We start from the raw sequence: 21,905 nt of genomic DNA, 5'->3' as shown, positions 1-21,905 counted from the left end.
GCCGCGGGGAACGTACGGCGGACCCGGGCACGCGTGGGCCACGGCCGGCCGGGTGACCCTCCGGTCGGCCGTCGGCGGCTCGGGTGACGCTCTCGCCTCATGGCGCCGGGCAGTGTAGACATGGGCACATGGTGCGACTGCCCGGCCGGTCCGCTCCCCGGCCGCCCCGAACGTTCGGGCACCCCCGCGCACCGCACAGCCCGCCGCGCCCGGCACACGGAGCGGACGGCAGCCGGTCCGGGGTGCTCCGGTCGGCGGTGACCGGACGCAGCGTGGCCGGCCAGGTGTTCCTCCTGCAAGTGGCGATCGTGCTGCTGCTGGTCGTCTCGGCGGTGGTGGCCCAGGTGCTGCAGGTACGGCACGACACCGACGTGGAGGCCGCGAACCGTTCCCTCGCCGTGGCCGAGACCTTCGCCAACGCGCCGGGCACGGCCGAGGCGCTGCGCTCCCCCGATCCCACGGCCGTGCTCCAGCCGCGCGCGGAGGCCGCCCGCACGGCGACCGGCGTGGACTTCATCGTGGTGATGGACACCCGGGGCATCCGCTACACGCACCCCAACACCGACCGCATCGGCAGGAAGTTCGTCGGCACGATCGCCCCGGCCCTGGCCGGCCGCACGGTCACCGAGCACATCACCGGCACCATCGGCCCGCTGGTACAGGTCGTGGTGCCGGTGCGGGACCCGGCGGGCAAGGTGGTGGGGCTGGTGTCCGCCGGGATCACCACCGCGCACGTGGGCGGCACCGCCGACCGGCAGCTGCCGCTGCTGCTCGCCGCGGCCGCCGCCGCGCTCGCGCTGGCCACGGCGGGCACGGCCCTGGTCAGCAGGCGGCTGATGCGCCAGACGCACGGCCTCGGACCGTACGAGATGACCCGGATGTACGAGCACCACGACGCGGTGCTGCACGCGGTCCGCGAGGGCGTCCTGATCGTCGGCGGCGACGGCCGGCTGCTGCTCGCCAACGACGAGGCGCACCGGTTGCTGGACCTGCCCGCGGACGCCGAGCGGCGGCACGTGCGGGAGCTGGGCCTGGACGACGAGACGGCGGGCCTGCTGGCCTCCGGGCGGGTCGCCACGGACGAGGTGCACCTGGTCAAGGACCGCCTGCTGGCGATCAACCAGCGGCCCACGGACCTGCGCGGCGGCCCGGCCGGCAGCGTCACCACGCTGCGCGACTCCACCGAGCTGCGCGCCCTGTCGGGCCGGGCGGAGGTGGCCCGGGAGCGGCTGAACATGCTCTACGACGCCGGGGTGACCATCGGCACCAGCCTGGACGTGTCCCGGACCGCCGAGGAGCTGGCCGCCCTGGCGGTGCCCCGGTTCGCGGACTTCGCCACCGTCGACCTGTTCGACGCGGTGCTCAGCGGCGAGGAGCCCCGCCCGGGCACGGCGCTGCGCCGCACGGCCTGCGCGGGGGTGCGCGAGGACGCCCCGCTGTACCCGCTCGGCGAACGGATCCGGTTCGTGCCCACCTCGCCGCAGGCCCGGGCGCTGACCACCGGGCAGTCGGTCGTGGCCGAGCGGCTGCGCGAGGCGCCCGGCTGGCGGGCGCAGGACCTGGAGCGCACCGACCAGGTGCTGGACTACGGCATCCACTCGCTGATCACCGTGCCGCTGCGGGCCGGCAGCCTGGTGCTGGGCCTGGTGAACTTCTGGCGCGCGGAGAAGCCGCAGCCGTTCGACGCCGAGGAGGTGTCCCTGGCCGAGGAACTGGTGGCGCGGGCGGCGGTGTCCATCGACAACGCCCGCCGGTACACCCGCGAGCACAGCATGGCCGTCACCCTCCAGCGCAGCCTGCTGCCGCGGTCCCTGCCCGAGCAGGGCGCCCTGGACATCGCCTACCGCTATCTGCCGGCCCAGTCCGGGGTCGGCGGCGACTGGTTCGACGTGCTGCCGCTGTCCGGGGCGCGGGTGGCCCTCGTCGTCGGGGACGTGGTGGGGCACGGGCTGCACGCGGCGGCGACGATGGGCCGGCTGCGGACGGCCGTGCACAACTTCTCCGCGCTGGACCTGCCGCCGGACGAACTCCTCGGCCTGCTGGACGAACTGGTGGCGCGGCTCGACCAGGAGGAGACGGCGGCGGCCGGCGGGGCCGTGGTGACGGGCGCGACCTGCCTGTACGCGATCTACGATCCGGTGTCCCGGCGGTGCACCGTGGCCCGGGCGGGCCATCCGCCGCCCGCGCTGGTGCGCCCGGACGGCACGGTGGAGTTCCCGGACGTGCCCGCGGGTCCGCCGCTGGGCCTGGGCGGGCTGCCGTTCGAGACGGCGGAGCTGGAGCCGGCGGAGGGCAGCCGGCTGGTGCTGTACACCGACGGTCTGGTGGAGGACCGGGAACGGGACATCGACGAGGGGCTCGGCCTGCTGGGCGACGCGCTGCGCCGTACTCCGGGCGCCTCGCCGGAGGAGACGTGCCGGGCGGTGCTGGACCGGCTGCCGGCCCGGCCGAGCGACGACGTGGCGCTGATCGTGGCCCGCACCCGGGTGCTGGGCGGGGACCGGGTCGCGCGGTGGGAGGTGCCGGCCGACCCGGCGGAGGTGTCCCGGGTACGGTCCTCGGTGACCCGGCGGCTGACCGACTGGGGACTGGAGGAGCTGGCGTTCACCACGGAGCTGATCCTGAGCGAGCTGGTCACCAACGCCGTCCGCTACGGCCGTGGCCCGATCGGGGTACGGCTGCTGCGTGACCGCACGCTGATCTGCGAGGTCTCCGACCGCAGCACGACCTCACCGCATCTGCGGTACGCGGCGAGCACCGACGAGGGGGGCCGGGGCCTGTTCCTGGTCGCCCAGCTCGCCGAGCGCTGGGGCACCCGGTACACCCCGCACGGCAAGGTGATCTGGGCGGAACAGCCCTTGCCGTGAGGGCGCGGGCGCGGCTCGCCGTGAGCGGGGCCGGCCCTCGGAACTCACCCTGAGGGCGCCACGCCGGGGGTGATGATCTTCCGCATGTTCTCGCGCGGGAACCGCCGGACGCGCCGGCCCGCCTCCCCCGCTCCGCTCCCCGCCCGGGAGGCCCTGGACGGCGGGGACGTGCCCGGCGCCCTGCGGCAGGTCCGGGCCGCCGGGGAGGACCGGCCGCTCGCCGAGGTGGCCCTGGTGGCGGGCCGGGCGGCCGGTGCGGCCGGTGCGGCTGGTTCCACCGACCTCGCCGACGCCGAGGCCGCCCTGACCGCAGCGGCGGGGCCCTGCCCGTGCTGCGGGAACTGGTGTCGGCGTACGAGGACGAGGGCCGGCACCGGGAGGCGGCCGCTACGCCTTGCTGCAGGACACTCCGGACCAGTGTCTGTCCGCGGGGTCTGCTGCGGCTGCGGGCCCTGCCGGCCGCCACCGGGTGCGGCCGCGCTCGGTGTCGCTGCCGCAGGACCGGAACTCGCGGGTCCTCGGTCTCGCCGCGGCGGAGGTCCTGAGCCTGCCGGCCGAGCCGTTCGCCGCGGACCGGGCCGGCACGGACGTCGTGGCCCACGACCTGGACGGGCTCGCGGCGCACGACGGCGGACCGGAGCTGATCGGGCGACTGTCCGAGCGCACTTGGGGATCGAGCGGGGACCGGCGGACGACTGTCCGGAGGCGGAGGTCGCCGCCGATCCCGGGGACGGCGACGGCCCGGCGGACGACGACGCCGCGTTCACCGCGTTCGCCACGGCCGTCGCCGGCACCTGGCCGCGCGGTGACCGCGCGCGCATACGGTCCGCCGGGCCCGTCCCGGGGTCCCGGTTCGCCTGAGCGGAGCGGCCGTCAGCCGCCGCTGAGCCGGGAGCGCAGGAGCTGCTTGCCCAGTTCGGCGCCCTTGCGGCTGTCGGACTGGGCCTTGCGGAACAGTTCCACGACCTCGTCGTCCCCGTCCCGCTCGGCGTCCTGGACGTACTGCTCCAGCCGCAGGGCATTGCTCAGGCACGCCTCGACGTACCAGATGAGGTTGTAGTCCTTGTCGCGGGTGCCGGTGACGTCGCCGGTCTCGCTGGTGCTGGTCATCCGGGGTCTCCTCCTTCAGTCGCAACGTGGCTGGATTCCGCTGTGGGAGACCCCCGGGTACCCGTGCGACCTGCGGACACACCGGCCGATCGGGTGGTGCCGTCACCCGTCGGTCACCGCGCCGCAGCGGGCCCCGGCACACCGGGTGGGTCAGCCGAGGGCGCGGTCCAGGTTGAAGGCGGCGCTGATCAGGGACAGATGGGTGAACGCCTGCGGGAAGTTGCCCTGTTGCTCGCCGGTGCGGCCGATCTCCTCGGCGTACAGGCCGAGATGGTTGGCGTAGGTGAGCATCTTCTCGAAGGCCAGTCGCGCCTCGTCGAGCCGGCCGGCCCGTACCAGCGCCTCGACGTACCAGAACGAGCAGATGGAGAAGGTGCCTTCGTCGCCGCGGAGGCCGTCGGGGCTGACCGTGGGGTCGTAGCGGTAGACGAGGGAGTCGGAGACCAGGTCCTCGGTGAGGGCGTCCAGGGTGGACAGCCACTTGGGGTCGGTGGGGGCGATGAACTTGGCGAGGGGCATCATCAGCACCGAGGCGTCGAGGACGTCGGCGCCCTCGTACTGGACGAACGCGCCCCGGCGCTCCGACCAGCCTCGGTCCATGATCCGCCGGTAGACGGCGTCCCGGGCCTGACGCCAGCGGCGGTGGTCGGCGGGCAGCCCGCGATGGTTGGCGAGGCGGATGGCCCGCTCGATGGCGACCCAGCACATCAGCCGGGAGTACAGGAAGTTCCTGCGTCCGCCGCGGGTCTCCCAGACGCCCTCGTCGGGCTGGTCCCAGTGGTCGCACAGCCAGTCGACCAGGTGGCACAGGTCGTCCCACTGCCCGCTGGAGATGGGCTGCGCCCACTTGTCGTAGAGGTAGGCGGAGTCGATCAGCGCGCCGTAGATGTCCAGCTGGAGCTGGTCGGCGGCGGCGTTGCCGACCCGGACCGGTGCGGAGCCGAGGTGTCCCTCCAGGTGGGGCAGCTCGCGTTCGGGCAGGTCGGTGCGGCCGTCGATGCCGTACATGATCTGCAGCGGTCCGGTGGCGGTGCCGTCGCCGGGGCTGATGTGCGTGGTCAGGAACCGCATGAAGGCCTCGGCCTCGCCGCTGAAGCCGAGCCGGAGCAGCGCGTAGACGGCGAAGGCGGCGTCGCGGACCCACACATAGCGGTAGTCCCAGTTGCGCTCGCCGCCGAGCTGTTCGGGCAGGCTGGTGGTGGGCGCGGCGACGATGGCGCCGGTGGGGGCGTAGGTGAGCAGCTTGAGGGTGAGGGCCGAGCGGTGCACCATCTCGCGCCAGCGGCCCCGGTAGCGGGATTGGTGCAGCCAGCGGCGCCAGTAGGCGACGGTGGCGTTGAACTCGTGTTCCGCCTCGGCGTGCGCGCAGCCGCGGGGCGGCACCCGCGCGCCGAGCTGGTCGAGGGCGAACACGGCCGTCTCGCCCTCGCTCAGCTTGAACTCGGCCCGGGCGTCCCGGCCGTCGGTCTCCACGGCGACGGTCGAGGTGAGCGCCAGGGACAGCGCCGGGGACTCGAAGAAGACCATGCCGTCGAGGGTGCGCAGGGTGTGCGGGGCGGCGCCGTAGTCGAAGCGGGGGGCGATCAGGGCCCGGAAGGGGACGGTGCCGCGCACGCACACCACGCGCCGGATCAGCCGGTGCCGGCTCACCTCGAGCGACTCGTCGCAGCCGACGGGCATGAAGTCCTGCACCTCGCCGACGCCCTCCTCGGTGAAGAAGCGGGTGATCAGCACATTGGTGTCGGGGAAGTAGAACTGCTTGGTGCGTGCCGGTACGGCGGCGGCCAGCTCGTAGCGTCCGCCGCGCTCGGCGTCGAGGATCGCGGCGAAGACGCTCGGGGAGTCGAAGGAGGGGCAGCAGTACCAGTCGATCGTGCCGTCGGTGCCGACCAGGGCCACGCTGCGCAGATCGCCGATGAGGCCGTGGTCGGCGATGGGCAGGTAGCGGGGGCGGGGGCTGGCGTCCTCGGCGAACGGCGTCGCGGCCATCGGCGGCCTCCCGGTGAGCGGTGCGGGGCGTTGCCTCCGCGTGCGGGGCGTTTCCCCCGTACGGGATGTTCTCCAGCTTAGGAGCGAGTGGTCCGGCGTGGCGCGGGAAGGCGCTCGGCACCCGTTCCCGGCGTCTTCCGGATGCAGGGTGCGCCGGGGCGGGCAATGGTGAGAGTGTGCCCCGTTCGGAGGCACCGGCACGGATGCGGTCATCCGGACCGAGGAGGAGGCATCATGTCGGCATCCACACCTGAAGAGTCCCGCGCGTCGGACGACGTCTGCACCCCGGACGCCCTGCTCCACTCCGCGCCCGCCGGGGACGTCAGCCCTGAGGACCTGGTGATGGCGGCGGGCCGCGACGTCACACCGAAGACCCTCGACTGGGCGCGTCGCAAGCTGGAGTCGGAGGGCACGGCGGCCATCGAGAAGCTGCTGCCCTAGGGCGTACCGGGGACCCGCGCGAGAGGCCCGGGCCGGGCGCCGGCGGCGCCCGGCCCGGGGGCATGTTCCACGGCTGCCGGTGGCGGGCCGCCCACCGGTACGGCTCCTTCGACGCCGCACTGACCCCCGTCGACGGACCGGCCCCGTGCTTCCCGCACCGCACGCCGCCGCGGCTGCTCGGCGCGGGGGCCGTGCTGCCCGTCCACTACGGCGGATGGCACCCCGGGCCCGGGGAACCCTCCCGCCTCCGCGACGCGGCGGCCTCGGAGCCGTGCGCGGTCCTCACCCCGGCGCCGGGCGAGGACCTGACCCTCTGAAGCGGCTTTGTCCATCGGGTTTTCCGCAGCGCGCCCCCGTGCCGCTCCGCTGTGCCGGAGTGCGAGGGGGGCCGTCACGGCCGACGCGCGGTCAAGGGGCGTGATGGGAGTACGGGGGCTGCTGTCGTTCTCGGACGCGCTGCGGCTGCTGGGCTGCGACCCGCCCGCCGTCGCCGCCCTGGACCGGGCGCTGGGCGGGGCGCTGAACCTCGCGGCGGGCGGGGTCGGCGACGGGCTGCTGCGCATCGCGGACGCCCGCGGCAGCGTGCTGGCGCTCGGCCGGGCCGCGGTGCGCGGGACCGGCCGGAGCCTGGGCCGTGCGCGGGGCCGTGCCGAGCGCACCGGCCTGCTGCACGCGGCACACACCGTGATCGTGGTCCTCGCCTGGTTCCAGGCCCTGGAGGAGCGGTCTTCACCTGGCTCGGGCCGGCCGTCACCACCTTCGTCACCTCACCGGGCGGACCGGCCACCTCCCTCGCGCACGACGTGCTCGCGCTGCTGCTCGGCGCGGGGGAACTGCCACCGGCGGAGCAGGACGCCGTGCGGGCCCGGGTGCTGCGCGGTCTGGAGGCGGACCCGTCCGAGGTGCGCGGGCGGATCCTGCGGCTGCTCGCGGGGGAACGGCCCCGCCCGCCGTCCGGGCCGTGAGGTCAGGGTTCCTCGTCCACCACGTGGACCGCCGCCTCCTCGGCGCCCGCCGCGCCGCCGTCGATGCCGACGTCGCGGGCGACCTCCTCCTTGGTGATGTCGGTGTGGGTGCCCTCGTCGGGGGCGACCAGGCGGCCCGCGCGGGAGGCGCCGGCCTCGGGATCGAGGGGCTCGCCCTCGCCGCCGGGCAGGTCGCCGATCTCGTCGCCGGGCGGCCCGGTGACGTCCGGGACCTCCTGGCCGAGCCGTTCGTCCAGCGTCTCGCCCTCGTGCTGCTCGGCGGCGGTGGTGCCGTGCTTGGTGACGCCCAGGGGTCGCTCGGGCGGGGAGTAGCCCTCGTCGAGCATGTCGTCGTAGGTGCGCTCGCCGACCGCGTCCTGGAGGTCCAGCGGTCCGGCGTCCTCCTGTTCCTCGTTGCCGCCGGTCGGCTGGTAGGCGTCGTCCGCCATGGGGGTCTGCTCGGACTGCTGGTCGCTCATGGTCGCCTCCTTAGGGGTTCACGGACCGTCCCGGTCCGCGTTTCCGCCGACCGGGCCGTTAATCCCGTGGACCGGCGATCCCGCCGTCCCTGATCCGCTCCTGCCGCGCCGCGAGCCGCGGACGCGGTGCCGGGCCGGGCGGGTGGGCCCGGACCGAGCGGGGAGGGGCGGAGCGGGATCAGGGACGGCTGTCAGGGAGGAACCACCTTCGGTACCGCGCGCCCTCCACCCTTATGCCATTCACAGGTAACTGCAACCAATGCGCAGTAAAGAGACGGCAGGCATGTGCCATGGACGGGGAAAGCCGGCCCGGGCCGGCCGTGCCGCTCGGCCTGGGCGGCGTGCGGGCCGTACGGGCGGGTGGCGCGCCGGCGGACCTTCTCCAGGTCGCGCCGGGCGATGAGGTCTCCCGTCGTGGCCCGCCGGCCGGGCGCGGTCCGGACACCGGCCGACGGGGCGGGCGCGGTGGGCGGCAGCCCGGGGCGGTGGGCGGCCGGCAACTCGGTGGACGACGACGCGCCCGGTGCGGAGAAGGCCTCGCCCCGCGCCGTGGTCTCCCGGCACGGCTGCCCCTCCCCGCGTCCGCGAGGACCCGAGTCCTGCCTGCCGCGGGCGCGCCGGAGACTCCCGGGCGTCACAGCGCCTTGCGCCGTACCAGCACCCCGAGCACCAGCAGGCCGGGCAGCAGCGGCAGCCAGACGGTCAGCAGCCGGTAGCCGAGCACCGCGGAGGCTGCGCCCGCGCCGGGGGTGCCGGCGGCGCTGAGGGCGAGGGCCAGCGCGGCGTCCAGCGAGCCCAGCCCGCCCGGGGTGGGCAGCAGGGCGGCGGCGCTGCTCGCGGCGAGGTACAGCAGCGCCACCTGGAGGGGGGCGAGCGGCAGCCCGACGGCCCGGGTGACGGCGATGAGGACCAGCGCGTGCAGCGCGGCGAAGGCCAGCGAACCGCCCCACAGGGCCGCCGCGCGGGCCGGACGGGCGTGCAGCGCGCGGATGTCGGCCAGCACGGCGCCGAGCGCCCGCCGGCACCGCGCCCACCAGGGGGTGAGCAGCAGCAGCGCGAGCAGGACGGCCGTGCCCGCGGCGGCGGCGACGGCCACCGGGGACACGCGCGGCAGGCGCAGCAGCCCGGGGCAGGCCGGGGCGAGCAGCGCGAGCAGCGCCAGCCGGACGGCGGCGGACGCGGCGGCCTTGACGGCGAGCGCGCCGGCCGCGCGTCCGGCGGGCAGTCCGCAGCGCATCAGGAAGCGCAGGTTCACCGCGCCCGCCCCGATCCCCGCGGGCAGCAGGTGGTTGGCCGCGGAGGCGGCGAACTGGGCGGCGAGCAGCCGGGGTCCGGGCAGCCGCCCGACGACGGCACCCTGCTGGGCGAGCGCGGAGGCCGCCCAGGTGGCCACGGCCGCCGCCGCGCCGGTCAGCAGCCAGCCCTGGTCGGCGACCGCCAGTTGCCCGGCCCCGGTCTCCACCGCGGGCCAGTGCCGGCGGACCAGGTACAGCGCGCCGAGCAGGACGGCGAGGCAGCCGGCCGCCTGCCAGTAGGCGCGCCGGCGCCCCAGGGAGGCGGTGAGGCCGGCCGGCGAGGTCATGAGCCGGCGCCCGGGACGACGTAGTGGAACCGGACCGTGCCGACGGCCGCGGACGTCCAGCCGCGGGCGTAGCCGGGCGGCGCGGCTCCGGCCGGCACCAGCGCGGCGACCGGCATCCGCCGGGCGGCGCGGATGATGCCGTCCCGCGTGGTGTTGGCGTTGGGTCCGGTGGTCGCGGCCGAGGCGCAGCCGGCGGCGAACGCGACCGGGATGGCCTCGTGGCCGGTGAGCAGGCAGGGCGGGCGGACGCCCCGGCGGTGCAGTTCCGCCACGGTACGGGCCCAGGCCTCGCGCGCGCGGACGGTGTGGTCGGTGGTCCGCACCGCCACGGCGAGCTGTGCCGCGAGGTGCGCGGCGAGCCCGGCGCAGACCAGCGCCCGCACCCGCGGGCGCCGGGCGGTCAGCAGGCGCGCGAGGGCGTCGGCGAGCGGCACGGCCAGCAGGGCGTAGGCGGGCAGCAGGAAGCGGGGGGCCGCGTAGCCGATCAGGAACAGGTAGGGGAAGGCGGCGGTCGCCGCGCAGCCGAGCGGCAGCAGCGTGGGCGCCCGGCGCCCGGCGCGGAGGGCGACGGCCACGGCGAACGCGGCGAGCGGGGGCAGGGCGAACCACCAGAGGGTGAGCAGGGGGTGCGGCAGGGCGCCGGCGCACGGCCGGCACAGCGTCCGGCCGCCCAGGCTGCGCAACTGGTCCACGACGGCGAGGTGCCAGCCGAGGCCGCCCTGGACCGCCGAGCCGTCGGCCAGCCGGCGGGCCAGGCCGCCGTAGCTCGTGTACGCCTCGGCCACCCACTCGACGGCGCCGGCGGCGAGCCCGGCCGACAGCACGAGCAGCGGCACCCACCGGCGGCGCAGCAGGCCGGCGGCGAACAGGGGCAGGGCCGCCCACACCGCGTCCACCGGCCGCATCCACGCCATCAGCGCCGCGCCGCCCGCCAGGCCCCACAGGGCCGCCCGGCCGGTGCGGGCGCGCAGGAAGCAGCCGGCCGCGGCCAGGGCGCCGAGGGCGACCCAGAGGTTGGGCATGGCCTGGGGGCCGTAGAAGAGGGTCACCCACAGGGAGGCGAACAGGCCGCCGGCCAGGGCGAGGACACGGACGGGGAACAGTCCCCGCCAGGCCCGCAGGGACCAGAACAGGGCCAGGCCGGACAGCAGGGCGAGGTAGAGCCGCAGCAGCGCGGTGGACGACGACCAGGCCGCGACGGGGGCGACCAGCAGCGAGACGCCGCGTGCGCGGGGGGCGCTGAAGAAGGCGGCGGGGGCGTGCGCGCTGACCTGGCTGACGTAGACCGTCTCGTCCCAGCCGAGTCCCATGCCGGGCGGTACGAGGAGGAGTTGAGCCAGCGTGAAGGCCCCGGCGACGGCCGCGAGCGGCCAGGCGGTGCGAGCGGGGGCGGGGCGCGCCCCGCCGGAGCGTGCGCGGCTCACCGCGTCGAGTGTCGCGTGCTCGCTGCCGGCCATGACCACCCCTCACGTCCCTACGGGTCGTAGGGTCCACTGTCTCCCGCCGCCCCTCAAGTGCCGGGAGGCGGGCGGCGACAACCCGGCCGGACCGGCCCGGATCACCCGGCCGTGCCCGGCGGACAGGGCCATCCGGCCGACGGCCCCGCACGCCGGTGGATCGCCCGGCGGGCCGACGGGGTGTGCCGCAGCCGTACGGGAGCGGGCGCACGGCCCGCACCCGGCAGCCGGTCGGCACCGCTACGGCGGATCCTCAACCGGTCGGCACCGCTACGGCGGATCCTCGCGCCGCCCAGCGTCACCGCTGCGCCGCCGCGTTCGGCGCCCGGTGCCGCGGCTGGGCGGGGGTGGGCCGGCGCGCCACCGGGGGTACGGGGCGGACCGCCGGCTCGTCGGTGCTGACCGTCAGCGGCTCGCCGTGGTGACGCAGGGTCAGCGGCTCGCCGTCCAGCAGCGCGTACGTCACCTTGTCGGCGCCGATGTCCACGCGCAGCCGGCGGCCGCGGAAGGCGATGCGGAAGGCGAGGCGGCGCAGCCGTTCGGGCAGGCGGGGCGCGAACCGCAGCCGGTCGCCGTCGCGGCGCATCCCGCCGAACCCGGCGACCAGTGCCATCCAGGTGCCGGCGAGCGAGGCGATGTGCAGTCCGTCCCGGGTGTTGTGCTCCAGGTCCTGGAGGTCCATCAGCGCGGCCTCGGTGGTGTACGCGTGGGCGAGGTCCAGGTGCCCGGTCCGGGCGGCGACGACGGCCTGGCAGCAGGCGGACAGGGAGGAGTCGCGGACGGTCAGCGGCTCGTAGTAGGCGAAGTTCCGGGCGATCTGCTCCTCGTCGTGCTCCTGCTCGAACCAGTCGCCGCAGGTGTACATCGCCAGGACCAGATCGGCCTGCTTGACGACCTGCTTGCGGTAGAGGTCGAAATAGGGGAAGTGCAGCAGCAGCGGGTACTGGTCGGCGCGGGTGGCGTCGAAGTCCCAGCGCTGGTAGCGGGTGAACCCGGCGTGCTGTTCGTGGACGCCGAGTTCGTCGTTGTAGGGGATGTGCATGGCGTCGGCCGCGTCCCGCCAGGCCGCGCTCTCCTCCTCGTCGACGCCGAGCGCCCGGGCCCGGTCGGGGTGGCGGCCGGCCGCGTCGGCGGCGGCGCGCAGGTTCTGCCGGGCCATCAGGTTGGTGTAGGTGTTGTCGTCGGCGACCGCGCTGTACTCGTCGGGGCCCGTGACGCCGTCGAGGTGGAAGACGCCGTGGCGGTCGTGATGCCCGAGCGAGCGCCACAGCCGGGCCGTCTCCACCAGCAGCTCCAGGCCGGTCTCCCGTTCGAAGTCGGTGTCGCCGGTGGCCTCGACGTAGCGGACGGCGGCGTCGGCTATGCCGGCGTTGACGTGGAAGGCGGCGGTACCGGCCGGCCAGTAGGCCGAGCCCTCCGGGCCGGCGATGGTCCGCCAGGGGAACGCGGCCCCGGCGAGCCCGAGTTGGGCCGCGCGTTCGCGGGCCTCGTCCAGGGTGCTGTACCGCCAGCGCAGCGCCTCGGCGACGGCCCGGGGCGCGGTGTGGGTGAGCACGGGCAGCACGAACATCTCGGTGTCCCAGAAGGCGTGCCCGTCGTAGCCGGAGCCGGTCAGCCCCTTCGCCGGTATCGCGCGCCGCTCGGCGCGGACTCCGGCCTGCAGCACGTGGAACAGCGCGAACCGGACGGCCTGCTGGATCTCCTCGTCGCCCTCCACCTCGACGTCGGCGCGGGCCCAGAAGTCGTCCAGGCAGGCCCGCTGGCCGTCGAGCAGGCCCTGCCAGCCGTCGTGCGCGGCGGCGGCGAGCGCGGCGTCGACCTGGTCGGCCATCGCGGGCAGCGACCGGGCGCCGGACCAGCCGTGCGCGACCAGCTTCTCCACCCGCAGCGTCTGTCCGGGCTCCAGTACGGAGGTGACGGTGAGCCGGGCCACGTCGATGCCGCTCTCGCTGCGGGTGGTGGTGCGTTCGGGGCCGGTGACCACGTGGTCGGCGGCCACGGCGACCCGCAGGCCGCTGCGCCGGGTGCGGTGCACGAGCCGCAGCCGGTTGCCGGAGGCGAAGTCGTCCTCCTGTTCCAGCGGTGACTTCAGGGCGCGGGCCGCGCGGGGGTCGCCGTCGGGCTCGGGCAGGCTCTCGTTGGCGACCAGCTCGGACTGGATCACCACCCGGCTGGCGCTGTCGACTGCCTCCACCTCGTACGCGACGGCGGCCACCGCCCGCTGGGTCAGCGACACCAGCCGGGTGGAGCGCACCCGGACCGTGGAGCCGGCCGGGGAGATCCATTCGCAGGTCCGCTCCAGCACGCCCCGGCGCAGGTCCAGGACGCGTTCGTGGGCGACCAGCCGGCCGTAGCGCAGGTCGAACGGCTCGTCGTCCACCAGCAGCCGGATGATCTTGCCGTTGGTGACGTTGATGACGGTCTGCCCGGACTCCGGGTAGCCGTAGCCCGCCTCCGCGTACGGCAGCGGGTGCACCTCGTGGACGCCGTTGAGGTAACTGCCGGGCAGGCCGTGCGGTTCGCCCTCGTCGAGGTTGCCGCGCCAGCCGACGTGCCCGTTGGACAGCGCGAACACCGACTCGCTCTGGGCGAGGACGTCCAGGTCGAGGGCGGTCTCCCGGACGGTCCAGGGTTCGACGGCGTACGACCGGTCGGTGATCACCGCTCGCCTCCCAGTTCCGCGAGGTCCTTGACGACGAGGTCGGCGCCGTGCGCGTACAGCGCGTCGGTCTGGCCCACCCGGTCCACGCCGACGACACAGCCGAAGCCGCCGGCCCGGCCCGCGTCCATGCCGGCCAGCGCGTCCTCGAACACGGCCGCGCGGGACGCCTCGACGCCCAGGTCCCGGGCGGCGGCGAGGAAGGTGTCGGGGCGCGGCTTGCCCGGCAGGTTCCGCTCGGCCGCCACCACGCCGTCGATCCGTACGTCGAAGAAGTGCTCGGCGTCCACCGAGCGCAGCACGTCCCGGCAGTTGGCGCTGGAGGAGACGATCGCGGTGCGCAGGCCCGCGGCGCGCACGGCCTCCAGATAGCGCAGGGTGCCCTCGTACGCCTCGACGCCGCCGGTGCGGATCTTCTCCAGCAGCAGCTCGTTCTTGCGGTTGCCGAGGCCGTGCACGGTGCGGGCGTCCGGCGGGTCGCCGGGTTCGCCCTCGGGCAGGTGGATGCCGCGGGAGGCGAGGAAGGCGCGGACGCCGTCGGCGCGGGGGCGGCCGTCCACGTACTCGTCGTAGTCGGCGTGGGCGTCGAACGGCCGTCCCCGTTCTCCGTCGTAGTCCCGCAGGAACGCGTCGAACGTCTCCTTCCAGGCCGCCGCGTGTACGACGGCCGTCCTGGTGACGACCCCGTCGAGGTCGAAGAGGCAGGCCTGGATGGTGTCGGGCAGACCGAGCTGAGTCATACCGAGGACTGTTCCCCGTCCGGGGCACTCCAGTGGGTGGCGCACACCACATCCTGCCCGGACGGGTGGTGACACACTGTCCGGTGTGGCTGTGACCCCCGACCGTGTACCGCGCACCTTCGACGACCTCGTCGCCCGTGCCCGCGCCCTGCCCCGGGGCGGCCGGCGCGCGCTGCTGGGCATCGCGGGCAGCCCCGGCGCGGGCAAGACGACCCTCGCCGAGCGGCTGGTGGACGCCCTGAACGGGGACGGACCGCGGTGGGCCGCGCACGTGCCGATGGACGGGTTCCACCTCGCCGACGCCGAACTGGACCGGCTGGGCCGCCGGGACCGCAAGGGCGCCCCGGACACCTTCGACGCGGGCGGCTACGCGGCGCTGCTGCGGCGGCTGCGCGAGGAGACCGGTGAGGTGGTGTACGCGCCGGCGTTCGAGCGGGTGCTGGAGCAGCCGCTGGCGGGCGCGCTCCCGGTGCCGCCCGCGGCCCGCCTGGTCGTGACCGAGGGCAATTACCTGCTGCTGTCGGAGGGTTCGTGGGCGCGGGTGCGGCCGTGCCTGGACGAGGTGTGGTTCTGCGAGATCGACGAGGCGGAGCGGATCCGCCGGCTGGTGGCCCGGCACGAGGAGTTCGGCAAGGAGCACACGGCGGCCGTGGCGTGGGTGCGGGGCACGGACCAGCGCAACGCCGACCTGGTCGCGGCGACCCGGGACCGGGCGGACCTGGTGGTGCCGGCCGGCGCGCTGCCCTCCGGCGGCTGACGCCACCCGCCCTGTTCGTCCCGGTGGGCTCCGCCGCCCTCGGCTCGCCCGCGGCCCTTCGGAGGGCGGGGGGCCATACGTTCACCCGCCGCCCACGCGCCGGCCGCCGGGGCCTTCCCACGGGGTCACGGAATCGCCCTGGACCCGCACCCGTTCGGCCCGCGCTTCGCGGCGGGGCCGCACAACCGCGCACAGCGGCACGGGTGTTCCGGGTCACCTTCCGAGGGCCACAGGCACGCCGTCGACCGCCGGGCGCCACTCCCCCGTTCCGGGCCGGCGCGGGTCCCTCACCGCCTCGCCGGCCGCGTCAGCGCGGGTGCTCGCCGCGCCGGCCGCCGCCTGTTCGCCGGCCGCCGACGCCGAGGCCACTACCGGCCCGCCGCGTTCGTGGACGACTGTCGGAGCGACACCACGGCGCACCGCACGCCCGGGACCCACGCGGTGGTCCGCGTCCCCGGCGGGTTCGCCACGGTGTGCAGGACCGGCGCCGCCGGGCCGGTGCGCGAGCGGTCCCCTCGACCGGCAACCCGGCCTCGTACGCCTGCCGGTACCCGCGGCCGTGGCGGCTGACCGAGGACAGCGAGGTCGTGGACACCGGCCGGACCGACGCGTTCGGGTTCCCGGTGTGCGGGTCGCCCGTGAGGGTGGCCCCCCAACTGCCGCGCCGGTGTCCGCGTACGGCGTACCGGAGCGGTTATCCGGGTGCGCCCTCCTGGGCGGGTTCCTCGGATGCCGGGTGCTCCGGACCGGCGGCCGGGGCGGCGGTACGCAGCGCCGCTTCGATCCGGCGGTCGCTGGTCATGGATGCCGTGACGGCCGTCATCGCCAGGAGGAGGCCGGCGGCGGCGTAGAGCGGGGTGCGGATGTCGCAGGTGGTGGCCAGCCAGCCGCCGAGGAAGGCCCCGACGGGGGCGGCGCACATGGCCAGCATGCGGGAGGTGGAGGCGACCCGGCCCATCAGGTGCGCGGGGACGATCGCCTGCCGGAGGGAGGGCCCGAGCACCATCGTGGCGCCCATGCCGGCCCCGCAGACGGCGAGCGCCAGCCCTGCCGCGTACGGATTGGGGGCAGCGGCCAGGCCCAGGACGGCAAGTCCCTCGACGGCGGCTGTGCAGGTCAGCGCGGTGCCGGTGCCGAGTCGCCGGCCGAGGGAGGAGGCGATGCCCGCACCGAGCAGGCCGCCGGTGGCCTCCGCGGTGAGGAGCAGGCCGAAGCCGTAGGTGCCGGTGCCGAGGCGGTCGTGCGCGAAGAGGGCGAGTACGGTCTCCACGGCGAGGAAGGCGATGTTCCCGACCGCCGGGCGGAGCGCGAGGCCGAGCAGCAATCGGTCCCGGAAGACGTACGAGGCCCCGGCCCGCGCCTGCCGGAGCAGCGACTCGCGGGTCTCCGGCACGGGGCGGGGCATGGCGGGCAGCGTACGGACGAGCAGTGCGGAGAGCAGGAACGACACCGCGTCGGTGAGCAGCGGAACCGCCCGGCCGAGCGCGAGCAGGGCACTGCCCGCGGGCGGGCCCGCGAAGCCGGACATGGCGGTCTGGGCGCCGCGCAGGCGGGAGTTGGCGCGCTCCAGGAGGGCGGGGTCGCGGCCGAGCAGATCCGGCAGGTAGGCCGTGGCGGCCGTGTCGAAGAAGAGTCCGCCGAGGCCGAGCAGGAAGGCGGCGGCCGCGAGCAGCGGGACGCTCAGGACGTCGAGCCCGGCCGCTGCCGCGGGTATCGCGAGCAGCACCGCGCGTGCCGTGTCCGCGACCCGCATCGTGCGGCGGCGGTCCCAGCGGTCCACCAACGCACCGCCGAGCACCCCGAAGATCAGCCACGGCAGCGTCCCCGCGGCCGTGACGAAGGCGAGCGCCATCGGATCCCGCGTCAACGTCAGCGCGAGCAGCGGCAGCGCGGCGTGCGTCACCCCGTCACCGAGCGAGGAGACCGTCTGAGCGGTCCACAGCCGTCCGAACCCGTTCGGCAGCTTCCGGATGTCCGAGGTCACTCGGATCCCTCCTCGGCCTGCGCGCGCGGTGCCGGGCGGAACAGCGCGAAGACGAGTGACGTGTCCGGCAGCGACGGGTCGGACAACTCCTGGTACTCGTCCGCCAGGGCCTGCAACCGAGCCCCCAGCTCCGCGAACTGCTCCTCGGTGAGCCGCAGATGCGCCATCCGCACGTGCCGCTCGCCGTCCGCCGGCGAGGCCTCCAGGTCCGCCACCGCGTGCCGCATCAGCACGTCCGGCCCTCCCTCGCCCGGATCCGGCAGCACGATCGCCCGCGCGGCCAACGCGTAGTACCGCTCGGTGACCCCCCGCACCTTGCGCGTCCGCACCACCTTCACCAGGCCGGCCCGCTCCAGCAGCCGTACGTGATAGCTGGAGCTCCCCTTCGCGAGGCCCACCCGCTCGGCGATCTGCGTGATCGTCGCCGGCTCGAAGCGGAGCACGGCCATGATCCGGTGCCGCGTCAGACTGGAGACGGCGCGCAGCTGCTCGTCCGTGGTGACGTGAAACGTCTCGGGAAGGTCGTCGGCAGGCATGCGAGCAATGGGCAACGATTCTTGACCATTGAGCAAGGGGTTTCGCGCGGACCGCGGTCCGGTGCGGACGGTTCCCGTGCCCTCCGACGTACGAGCGCCGCCCGCAGGGCACGGGGAGCGGGGCGGGCGGTGGCCTGGGCCGGGTGCCCCGGTGCCGGGCCGGGGCCCGCCTCGAGCCGCTGGTCACGGGGGTCGGTGAGCTATGTTGAGGGCCCGTGGCAGACAAAGGAGGCCGACCGGTGCCCTCGCCGCAGCAGGCACGCGCACAGGCATCAGCGATCACGTCGGGCAGGACCGCGCCCCAGGCCGAGGCCGCCCCGACCTCCCGGCTGCGGGAACTGTTCGACGGGCCGCGTCTGTCGCCGGGGCAGCGACGGATCGCCCAGTACCTGATCGAGCACCTCACCGAGGCGGCCTTCCTGTCGATCACCGAGCTGGCCGACCGGGCCGGGGTCAGCCAGCCCTCCGTCACCCGCTTCGCCGCCGCCGTGGGATTCAGCGGCTACCCCGCGCTGCGGGAGCGGCTCCAGTCCATCGCGCTGAGCGGCCTGGCGGGCGGGCCGGGCGAGGAGGACCGGGCCAACGAACTCCAGGCGGCCGTGGACGCCGAGATCGCGAACCTGGAGAACCTGCGGCGCGACTTCGCCGACCCCGACCGGGTCATCCGGGTCGGCCGCGAGCTGTCCCGCTCGACCCCGCTGACGGTGCTGGGGCTGCGCATCTCGGTGTCGCTCGCCGAGTACTTCGGCTACGCCGCCCGCCGGATCCACCCGGACGTGCGGCTGGTGACCCGCGGCGGCAGCGTGGCCTACGACGCGCTGCTGCAGGCCCGGGAGGCGGGCGGCGGCTGGGTGCTGGCCTTCGCCATGCCCCGGCACTCCCAGGAGACGCTGCACGCCGTCCGGGTGGCGCGGGACGCGGGCCTGAAGGTCGCCCTGGTGACGGATCTGGCGCTGGGGCCGCTGGCCGACGAGGCCGACGTCACCTTCGCCACCGGCACCGGTTCGCGGCTGGTGTTCGACTCGTACGCCGCGCCCGGGGTGCTGGCGGCGGCCCTGCTCCAGGCCATGACGGACGCCGATCCGGAGCGCACCCAGGCCCGGCTGGAGAAGTACGAGCAGCTGTCGGAGCAGCACCAGTTCTTCCTGCGGGACTGAACCCGCGGCCGCAGGGCCGTTCCTTCCGCCCGCGGCGGGACAGTCGTGAAGATCTTGCGGTCATCCACCCCTGGGACGGGGATGATTCACCGCATAAGGCGCATGAATGTTTTCATACGTCTTGCAAAGCCATCGGCATATATAAATACTGCTCCGCGCCGGGGCGTGCCGTCTGCGCGGCGCGTCGTGCGGCCCCGGCCCTCCCCTAGGCCGAGGCCGCCGCCCGGCCCCGTCGACCACCCGGCCGATGCCGCCCACCGGAAGCGATGATCATGCCCCTGACCAGCACGCGCATCAGCCCCGACTGGCCCTGTCAGGTCAAGACGCCGGGCAGCTACGACTGGGAGCGCTCGGCGGCCAAGTGGCTGCGCGAGCTGATCCCCGCGCGCTACGCCAGCTATCCGGCGCTCATCCGGCACCCCGTCCTGCTCGCCCGGCACGCGCAGATCCAGGTGCAGCAGGAGATCCGGGTCGCCCGGACCGCCCTGCAGACCGCGCGGACCGAGCTGCCGGTGCTCGGACTGCCCGAATCCGTGATCGAACACACGATCAAGCTGTACGCCGCCGAGGTGCTCCAGCTCCAGCACATCGCGCGCAGCGTCCGCGCGGTCAGCGCGGCCCTGGCCGCCCGCGGCGCGGCCCGCTGACCCCCGGCGACGCCGGGCGCCGCCCGCCGCCCCTGGCCCGCCCCCGCCGGGCCGCGCTCCCCAAGGTCACGGGAATCCCGGCCCGGCAGACGAGTGATCCCGCGGGCCGAGGTGTGCGATGCTCGTCGCGTGACGAGCGAGCCTTTGCTTCCGGGCGACCCCGACACCGGTCCCGAGCCGGCGGCACCGGCGGAGGTCGTGGCCCGGCAGCGCGCCGAGCTGGCACGACTGCGGGATCAAGCCGCGGCCGCGGCCATCCTGGAGCGGGCCAAGGGCGTGCTGATGGCCGTCACCGGCTGTGCGCCGGACGCCGCTCACGAGGAACTGCTCCAGCGGGCCAAGGACGGCAACCGCTCGCTCCTCGAACAGTGCTGGCTCACCCTCGGCGCGCTGCCGCCGCCCAGGGACCGGCCCGCCCACCCGGCGGCCGGACCCGCGCCCGCCGCCGACGGGGAGAGCGCTGCCGTGGGCACCGGGGACTTCGCCGGGGCACTGGAAGCCCTCGGCCGCGCCCTGGTGCGGGTCGGTTCGCCGCACGAGCTGGCCGGCTGTCTGCTGGACCGGCTCGGGCCCGAGGTGGCCGCCGACGCGGTGCTGCTGTACGAGCGGCTGCCCGAGGACGGTCTCGCCCTGATCGGCCACGCCGGTGTCGAGCCCGCCCTCGCCGCCCAGTGGCACCACGTCCCGCCGGTGACCGGCCTGCCCGCGCTGGAGGCGCTGCGGTCCGGACAGCCGCGCTGGCTGGAGCGGCCCGCCGAGGACCGCGCGCGCTACCTGCTCATCGGGCCGCCCCCGGAGCGGTGGCTGACCCGGGCCTGGCTGCCCGTGCCCGAGGGCGACACCGCGCGCGTCGCCCTCGGGGTGCTGCGCCGGCGTGACGCGCCGTTCGCGCCGCGCGAGCGGGAGCTGCTGCGGGCGGTGGCCCGGCTGTGCGCGGGCCGGCTGCGCGCCTTCGACCGCCCGCGCGCCGTCGCGGCCGGGGACATCGCGCAGACCGTGCAGGCGGTGTTCGACGCGCTGCCGGGCCCGGCGGTGCTGCTGACACCGCTGCGCACCGCCTCCGGCCGGGTGACGGACTACCGGATCGCCGCCGCCACCCCGGAGGCGGCCGACGTGTTCGGGCTCACCGGCCGGGACATGGTCGGCCGGCACCTCCTGGCGAGCTATCCGGCGGTCGCGGGCGCTCCGCTGTGGCGCGGCTGTCTGCGGGCGCTGGAGACCGGGGTGCCGTACGAGAGCGAGCCGTTCGCCTACCAGCACGACACCGGCCCGGCGCCCGTGACCGCCACCTACACGGTGCGGGCGGCGCCGCTGGGCGAGGGCCTGGTGGTGACCTGGCTGCGGTACGACCCGGTGGACCGGCAGGAGCAGCGGCTGGCCGACGTGCAGCGGCTGGGCAACCTCGGCTGGGCGAACTGGAACCTGCTCACCGGTGAGATCTCCTGGGCCGCGCAGACCCGCACCGTGCTCGGCCGGCGCGCCGACCGGCCGCCGCTGCCGCTGGAGCGGCTGCCCGACCTGGCCGTGCCCGAGGACACCGGGCCGCTCGCCCGGGCCATCGCCGGCCTCGTCTCGCGCGGGCGCCCCCTCGACGTGCCGTTCCGCACCGAGACGGCCGCCGGCGTGCGGCATCTGCGGCTGGTCGCGGAGGCGGTCTCGACGCCCGACGGCACCCCGGTCGAGGTGCACGGGTTCGTCCAGGACCTGACCGCGCAGCGCAGCGCGGAACTCGCGCTGGTGGAGAGCGAGCGCGCGATGCTGCTCCAGCGCGGCATCCTCCAGGCCGAACGCGCCCTGGCGGCCCGGCTGCAGCACGCCCTGCTGCCGCTGCCCAGCAAGCCGGTCCGGCTGGCCGGGCTGCGCGTCGAGGTCGCCTACCTGCCCGCGCAGGCCGGCATCCACGTCGGCGGCGACTGGTTCAGCGCCATCGAACTGCCCGGCCGGGAGGCGCTGTTCGTGGTCGGTGACGTGGCGGGCCACGGCATCGACGCCGTCGCCACCATGGCCCAGCTCCGGTTCACCGCGAAGGGCATGGTCAGCACCGGCTCCTCGCTCACCGGGGCGCTCGCGCGGCTCAACCAGCTGCTGCTGCACTCCCGCGACGGCCAGATCACCGCCACCATGATGCTGGCCCGCTACGACCCCGACCGGCACGTGCTGGCCTGGGCGCAGGCCGGGCACCCGCCGCCGCTGCTGGTGCGCCGGGGCGAGGTGCGCTTCCTGGACCGCCCCGGCGGCATGCTGCTCGGTGCGACGGGCGCCCCCGTCTACGAATCGCTGGAGCTGCGGCTGGAACCCGGAGACCGGCTGCTGCTGTACACCGACGGTCTGGTCGAGCGCCCCGGCGAGGGTCTCGACGCGGGCTTCACGCGGCTGGCCGAGGCGGTGCGGGCGCACGGCTGCGGCGAGTCGGGCTCGCTGGACGCGCTGCTCGCGGCGATGCTCGCGGACGAACGGCGGGACGACGTGTGCGTGCTGGACATCCGGATGCCGCTGGGGGACGTCCAGGACGCGGTGGAGGCTTGACGGGAGCCG

At 75.7% G+C, this 21,905-nt stretch carries 19 protein-coding genes; 9 read left to right on the top strand and 10 right to left on the bottom strand.

Annotated elements, in window-relative coordinates:
- The first annotated feature begins 128 nt into the window (after window positions 1–128).
- Complete coding sequence (locus tag AB0E62_RS01555; protein ID WP_362186366.1) at window positions 129–2,867, top strand: SpoIIE family protein phosphatase; 2,739 nt, start codon at window positions 129–131, stop codon at window positions 2,865–2,867.
- Between the two features lie 666 nt (window positions 2,868–3,533).
- Window positions 3,534–3,728 carry a hypothetical protein gene (locus AB0E62_RS01550; RefSeq protein WP_362186364.1) on the top strand — a complete coding sequence of 65 codons (195 nt, stop codon included), beginning with the start codon at window positions 3,534–3,536 and terminating at the stop codon, window positions 3,726–3,728.
- 12 nt (window positions 3,729–3,740) lie between these two features.
- On the opposite strand, the gene AB0E62_RS01545 is transcribed toward AB0E62_RS01550, so the two are convergent.
- Together AB0E62_RS01545 and AB0E62_RS01540 are read right to left on the bottom strand one after the other, a co-directional pair.
- Window positions 3,741–3,977, bottom strand: a complete 237-nt coding sequence (locus tag AB0E62_RS01545; RefSeq protein WP_362186361.1) for a hypothetical protein — start codon at window positions 3,975–3,977, stop codon at window positions 3,741–3,743.
- Between the two features lie 150 nt (window positions 3,978–4,127).
- Window positions 4,128–5,966, bottom strand: coding sequence for a glycoside hydrolase family 15 protein (locus tag AB0E62_RS01540; RefSeq protein WP_362186358.1), 1,839 nt, complete (start codon window positions 5,964–5,966; stop codon window positions 4,128–4,130).
- A gap of 234 nt (window positions 5,967–6,200) precedes the next feature.
- Here AB0E62_RS01540 and AB0E62_RS01535 point away from each other — a divergent pair, with 234 nt between their 5' ends.
- Together AB0E62_RS01535 and AB0E62_RS01530 are read left to right on the top strand one after the other, a co-directional pair.
- On the top strand, window positions 6,201–6,407 hold the full coding sequence (locus AB0E62_RS01535) for a hypothetical protein (protein WP_362186355.1): 207 nt from the start codon (window positions 6,201–6,203) through the stop codon (window positions 6,405–6,407).
- A 62-nt stretch (window positions 6,408–6,469) separates the two neighbouring features.
- A complete protein-coding gene (locus tag AB0E62_RS01530; RefSeq protein WP_362186352.1) occupies window positions 6,470–6,724 on the top strand; it encodes a hypothetical protein in 255 nt (84 codons plus the stop codon).
- A gap of 91 nt (window positions 6,725–6,815) precedes the next feature.
- Here the strand turns inward: AB0E62_RS01530 and AB0E62_RS01525 are convergent, their stop codons facing one another.
- Entirely contained in the window at window positions 6,816–7,079 is a 264-nt protein-coding gene (locus AB0E62_RS01525; RefSeq protein WP_362186349.1) for a hypothetical protein, read from the bottom strand.
- 131 nt (window positions 7,080–7,210) lie between these two features.
- Between AB0E62_RS01525 and AB0E62_RS01520 the strand changes: the two genes are divergently transcribed.
- The gene (locus tag AB0E62_RS01520; RefSeq protein WP_362186346.1) at window positions 7,211–7,372 is read left to right on the top strand and encodes a hypothetical protein; all 162 of its coding nucleotides are present in this window, start codon (window positions 7,211–7,213) and stop codon (window positions 7,370–7,372) included.
- Between the two features lie 2 nt (window positions 7,373–7,374).
- On the opposite strand, the gene AB0E62_RS01515 is transcribed toward AB0E62_RS01520, so the two are convergent.
- From AB0E62_RS01515 to AB0E62_RS01495, 5 genes are all read right to left on the bottom strand, one after another.
- The gene (locus AB0E62_RS01515) at window positions 7,375–7,851 is read right to left on the bottom strand and encodes a DUF5709 domain-containing protein (protein ID WP_362186343.1); all 477 of its coding nucleotides are present in this window, start codon (window positions 7,849–7,851) and stop codon (window positions 7,375–7,377) included.
- A 634-nt stretch (window positions 7,852–8,485) separates the two neighbouring features.
- Entirely contained in the window at window positions 8,486–9,433 is a 948-nt protein-coding gene (locus tag AB0E62_RS01510) for a lysylphosphatidylglycerol synthase domain-containing protein (protein WP_362186340.1), read from the bottom strand.
- Window positions 9,430–10,890, bottom strand: coding sequence for a hypothetical protein (locus AB0E62_RS01505; RefSeq protein WP_362186337.1), 1,461 nt, complete (start codon window positions 10,888–10,890; stop codon window positions 9,430–9,432). Before AB0E62_RS01505 ends, AB0E62_RS01510 begins: the two co-directional genes overlap by 4 nt.
- A 298-nt stretch (window positions 10,891–11,188) precedes the next feature.
- Window positions 11,189–13,552 (bottom strand): glycosyl hydrolase family 65 protein, encoded by a 2,364-nt coding sequence (locus tag AB0E62_RS01500; protein WP_362186335.1) that lies wholly within the window; start codon window positions 13,550–13,552, stop codon window positions 11,189–11,191.
- The gene (locus tag AB0E62_RS01495; protein WP_362186332.1) at window positions 13,549–14,289 is read right to left on the bottom strand and encodes a beta-phosphoglucomutase family hydrolase; all 741 of its coding nucleotides are present in this window, start codon (window positions 14,287–14,289) and stop codon (window positions 13,549–13,551) included. Before AB0E62_RS01495 ends, AB0E62_RS01500 begins: the two co-directional genes overlap by 4 nt.
- An 85-nt stretch (window positions 14,290–14,374) precedes the next feature.
- Here AB0E62_RS01495 and AB0E62_RS01490 point away from each other — a divergent pair, with 85 nt between their 5' ends.
- Window positions 14,375–15,046, top strand: a complete 672-nt coding sequence (locus AB0E62_RS01490; protein WP_362186329.1) for a nucleoside/nucleotide kinase family protein — start codon at window positions 14,375–14,377, stop codon at window positions 15,044–15,046.
- A 694-nt stretch (window positions 15,047–15,740) separates the two neighbouring features.
- On the opposite strand, the gene AB0E62_RS01485 is transcribed toward AB0E62_RS01490, so the two are convergent.
- Entirely contained in the window at window positions 15,741–17,030 is a 1,290-nt protein-coding gene (locus AB0E62_RS01485) for an MFS transporter (RefSeq protein ID WP_362186326.1), read from the bottom strand.
- Entirely contained in the window at window positions 17,027–17,566 is a 540-nt protein-coding gene (locus tag AB0E62_RS01480) for a winged helix-turn-helix domain-containing protein (protein ID WP_362186323.1), read from the bottom strand. The genes AB0E62_RS01485 and AB0E62_RS01480 overlap by 4 nt, the downstream gene beginning before the upstream one ends.
- A gap of 239 nt (window positions 17,567–17,805) precedes the next feature.
- Here AB0E62_RS01480 and AB0E62_RS01475 point away from each other — a divergent pair, with 239 nt between their 5' ends.
- From AB0E62_RS01475 to AB0E62_RS01465, 3 genes are all read left to right on the top strand, one after another.
- Entirely contained in the window at window positions 17,806–18,723 is a 918-nt protein-coding gene (locus tag AB0E62_RS01475) for a MurR/RpiR family transcriptional regulator (RefSeq protein ID WP_362186320.1), read from the top strand.
- 266 nt (window positions 18,724–18,989) lie between these two features.
- Window positions 18,990–19,370, top strand: a complete 381-nt coding sequence (locus AB0E62_RS01470) for a hypothetical protein (protein WP_362186317.1) — start codon at window positions 18,990–18,992, stop codon at window positions 19,368–19,370.
- Between the two features lie 129 nt (window positions 19,371–19,499).
- The gene (locus AB0E62_RS01465; protein ID WP_362186314.1) at window positions 19,500–21,896 is read left to right on the top strand and encodes a SpoIIE family protein phosphatase; all 2,397 of its coding nucleotides are present in this window, start codon (window positions 19,500–19,502) and stop codon (window positions 21,894–21,896) included.
- The last annotated feature ends 9 nt before the right edge of the window (window positions 21,897–21,905 follow it).

It is taken from the genome of Streptomyces sp. NPDC038707, assembly GCF_040636485.1.
GTDB lineage: Bacteria > Actinomycetota > Actinomycetes > Streptomycetales > Streptomycetaceae > Streptomyces.
The sequence above is the reverse complement of the archived record's forward strand: the minus strand, read 5'-3'. Positions and strand labels throughout refer to the sequence as shown.

Excerpts from the sequence above, each read along its gene's own strand:
- AB0E62_RS01545 (WP_362186361.1), bottom strand. The coding sequence starts at position 3,977 with ATGACCAGCACCAGCGAGACCGGCGACGTCACCGGCACCCGCGACAAG.
- AB0E62_RS01480 (WP_362186323.1), bottom strand. The coding sequence starts at position 17,566 with ATGCCTGCCGACGACCTTCCCGAGACGTTTCACGTCACCACGGACGAG.
- AB0E62_RS01535 (WP_362186355.1), top strand. The coding sequence starts at position 6,201 with ATGTCGGCATCCACACCTGAAGAGTCCCGCGCGTCGGACGACGTCTGC.
- AB0E62_RS01540 (WP_362186358.1), bottom strand. The coding sequence starts at position 5,966 with ATGGCCGCGACGCCGTTCGCCGAGGACGCCAGCCCCCGCCCCCGCTAC.
- AB0E62_RS01505 (WP_362186337.1), bottom strand. The coding sequence starts at position 10,890 with ATGGCCGGCAGCGAGCACGCGACACTCGACGCGGTGAGCCGCGCACGC.
- AB0E62_RS01530 (WP_362186352.1), top strand. The coding sequence starts at position 6,470 with ATGTTCCACGGCTGCCGGTGGCGGGCCGCCCACCGGTACGGCTCCTTC.
- AB0E62_RS01555 (WP_362186366.1), top strand. The coding sequence starts at position 129 with ATGGTGCGACTGCCCGGCCGGTCCGCTCCCCGGCCGCCCCGAACGTTC.
- AB0E62_RS01510 (WP_362186340.1), bottom strand. The coding sequence starts at position 9,433 with ATGACCTCGCCGGCCGGCCTCACCGCCTCCCTGGGGCGCCGGCGCGCC.
- AB0E62_RS01495 (WP_362186332.1), bottom strand. The coding sequence starts at position 14,289 with ATGACTCAGCTCGGTCTGCCCGACACCATCCAGGCCTGCCTCTTCGAC.
- AB0E62_RS01515 (WP_362186343.1), bottom strand. The coding sequence starts at position 7,851 with ATGAGCGACCAGCAGTCCGAGCAGACCCCCATGGCGGACGACGCCTAC.
- AB0E62_RS01470 (WP_362186317.1), top strand. The coding sequence starts at position 18,990 with ATGATCATGCCCCTGACCAGCACGCGCATCAGCCCCGACTGGCCCTGT.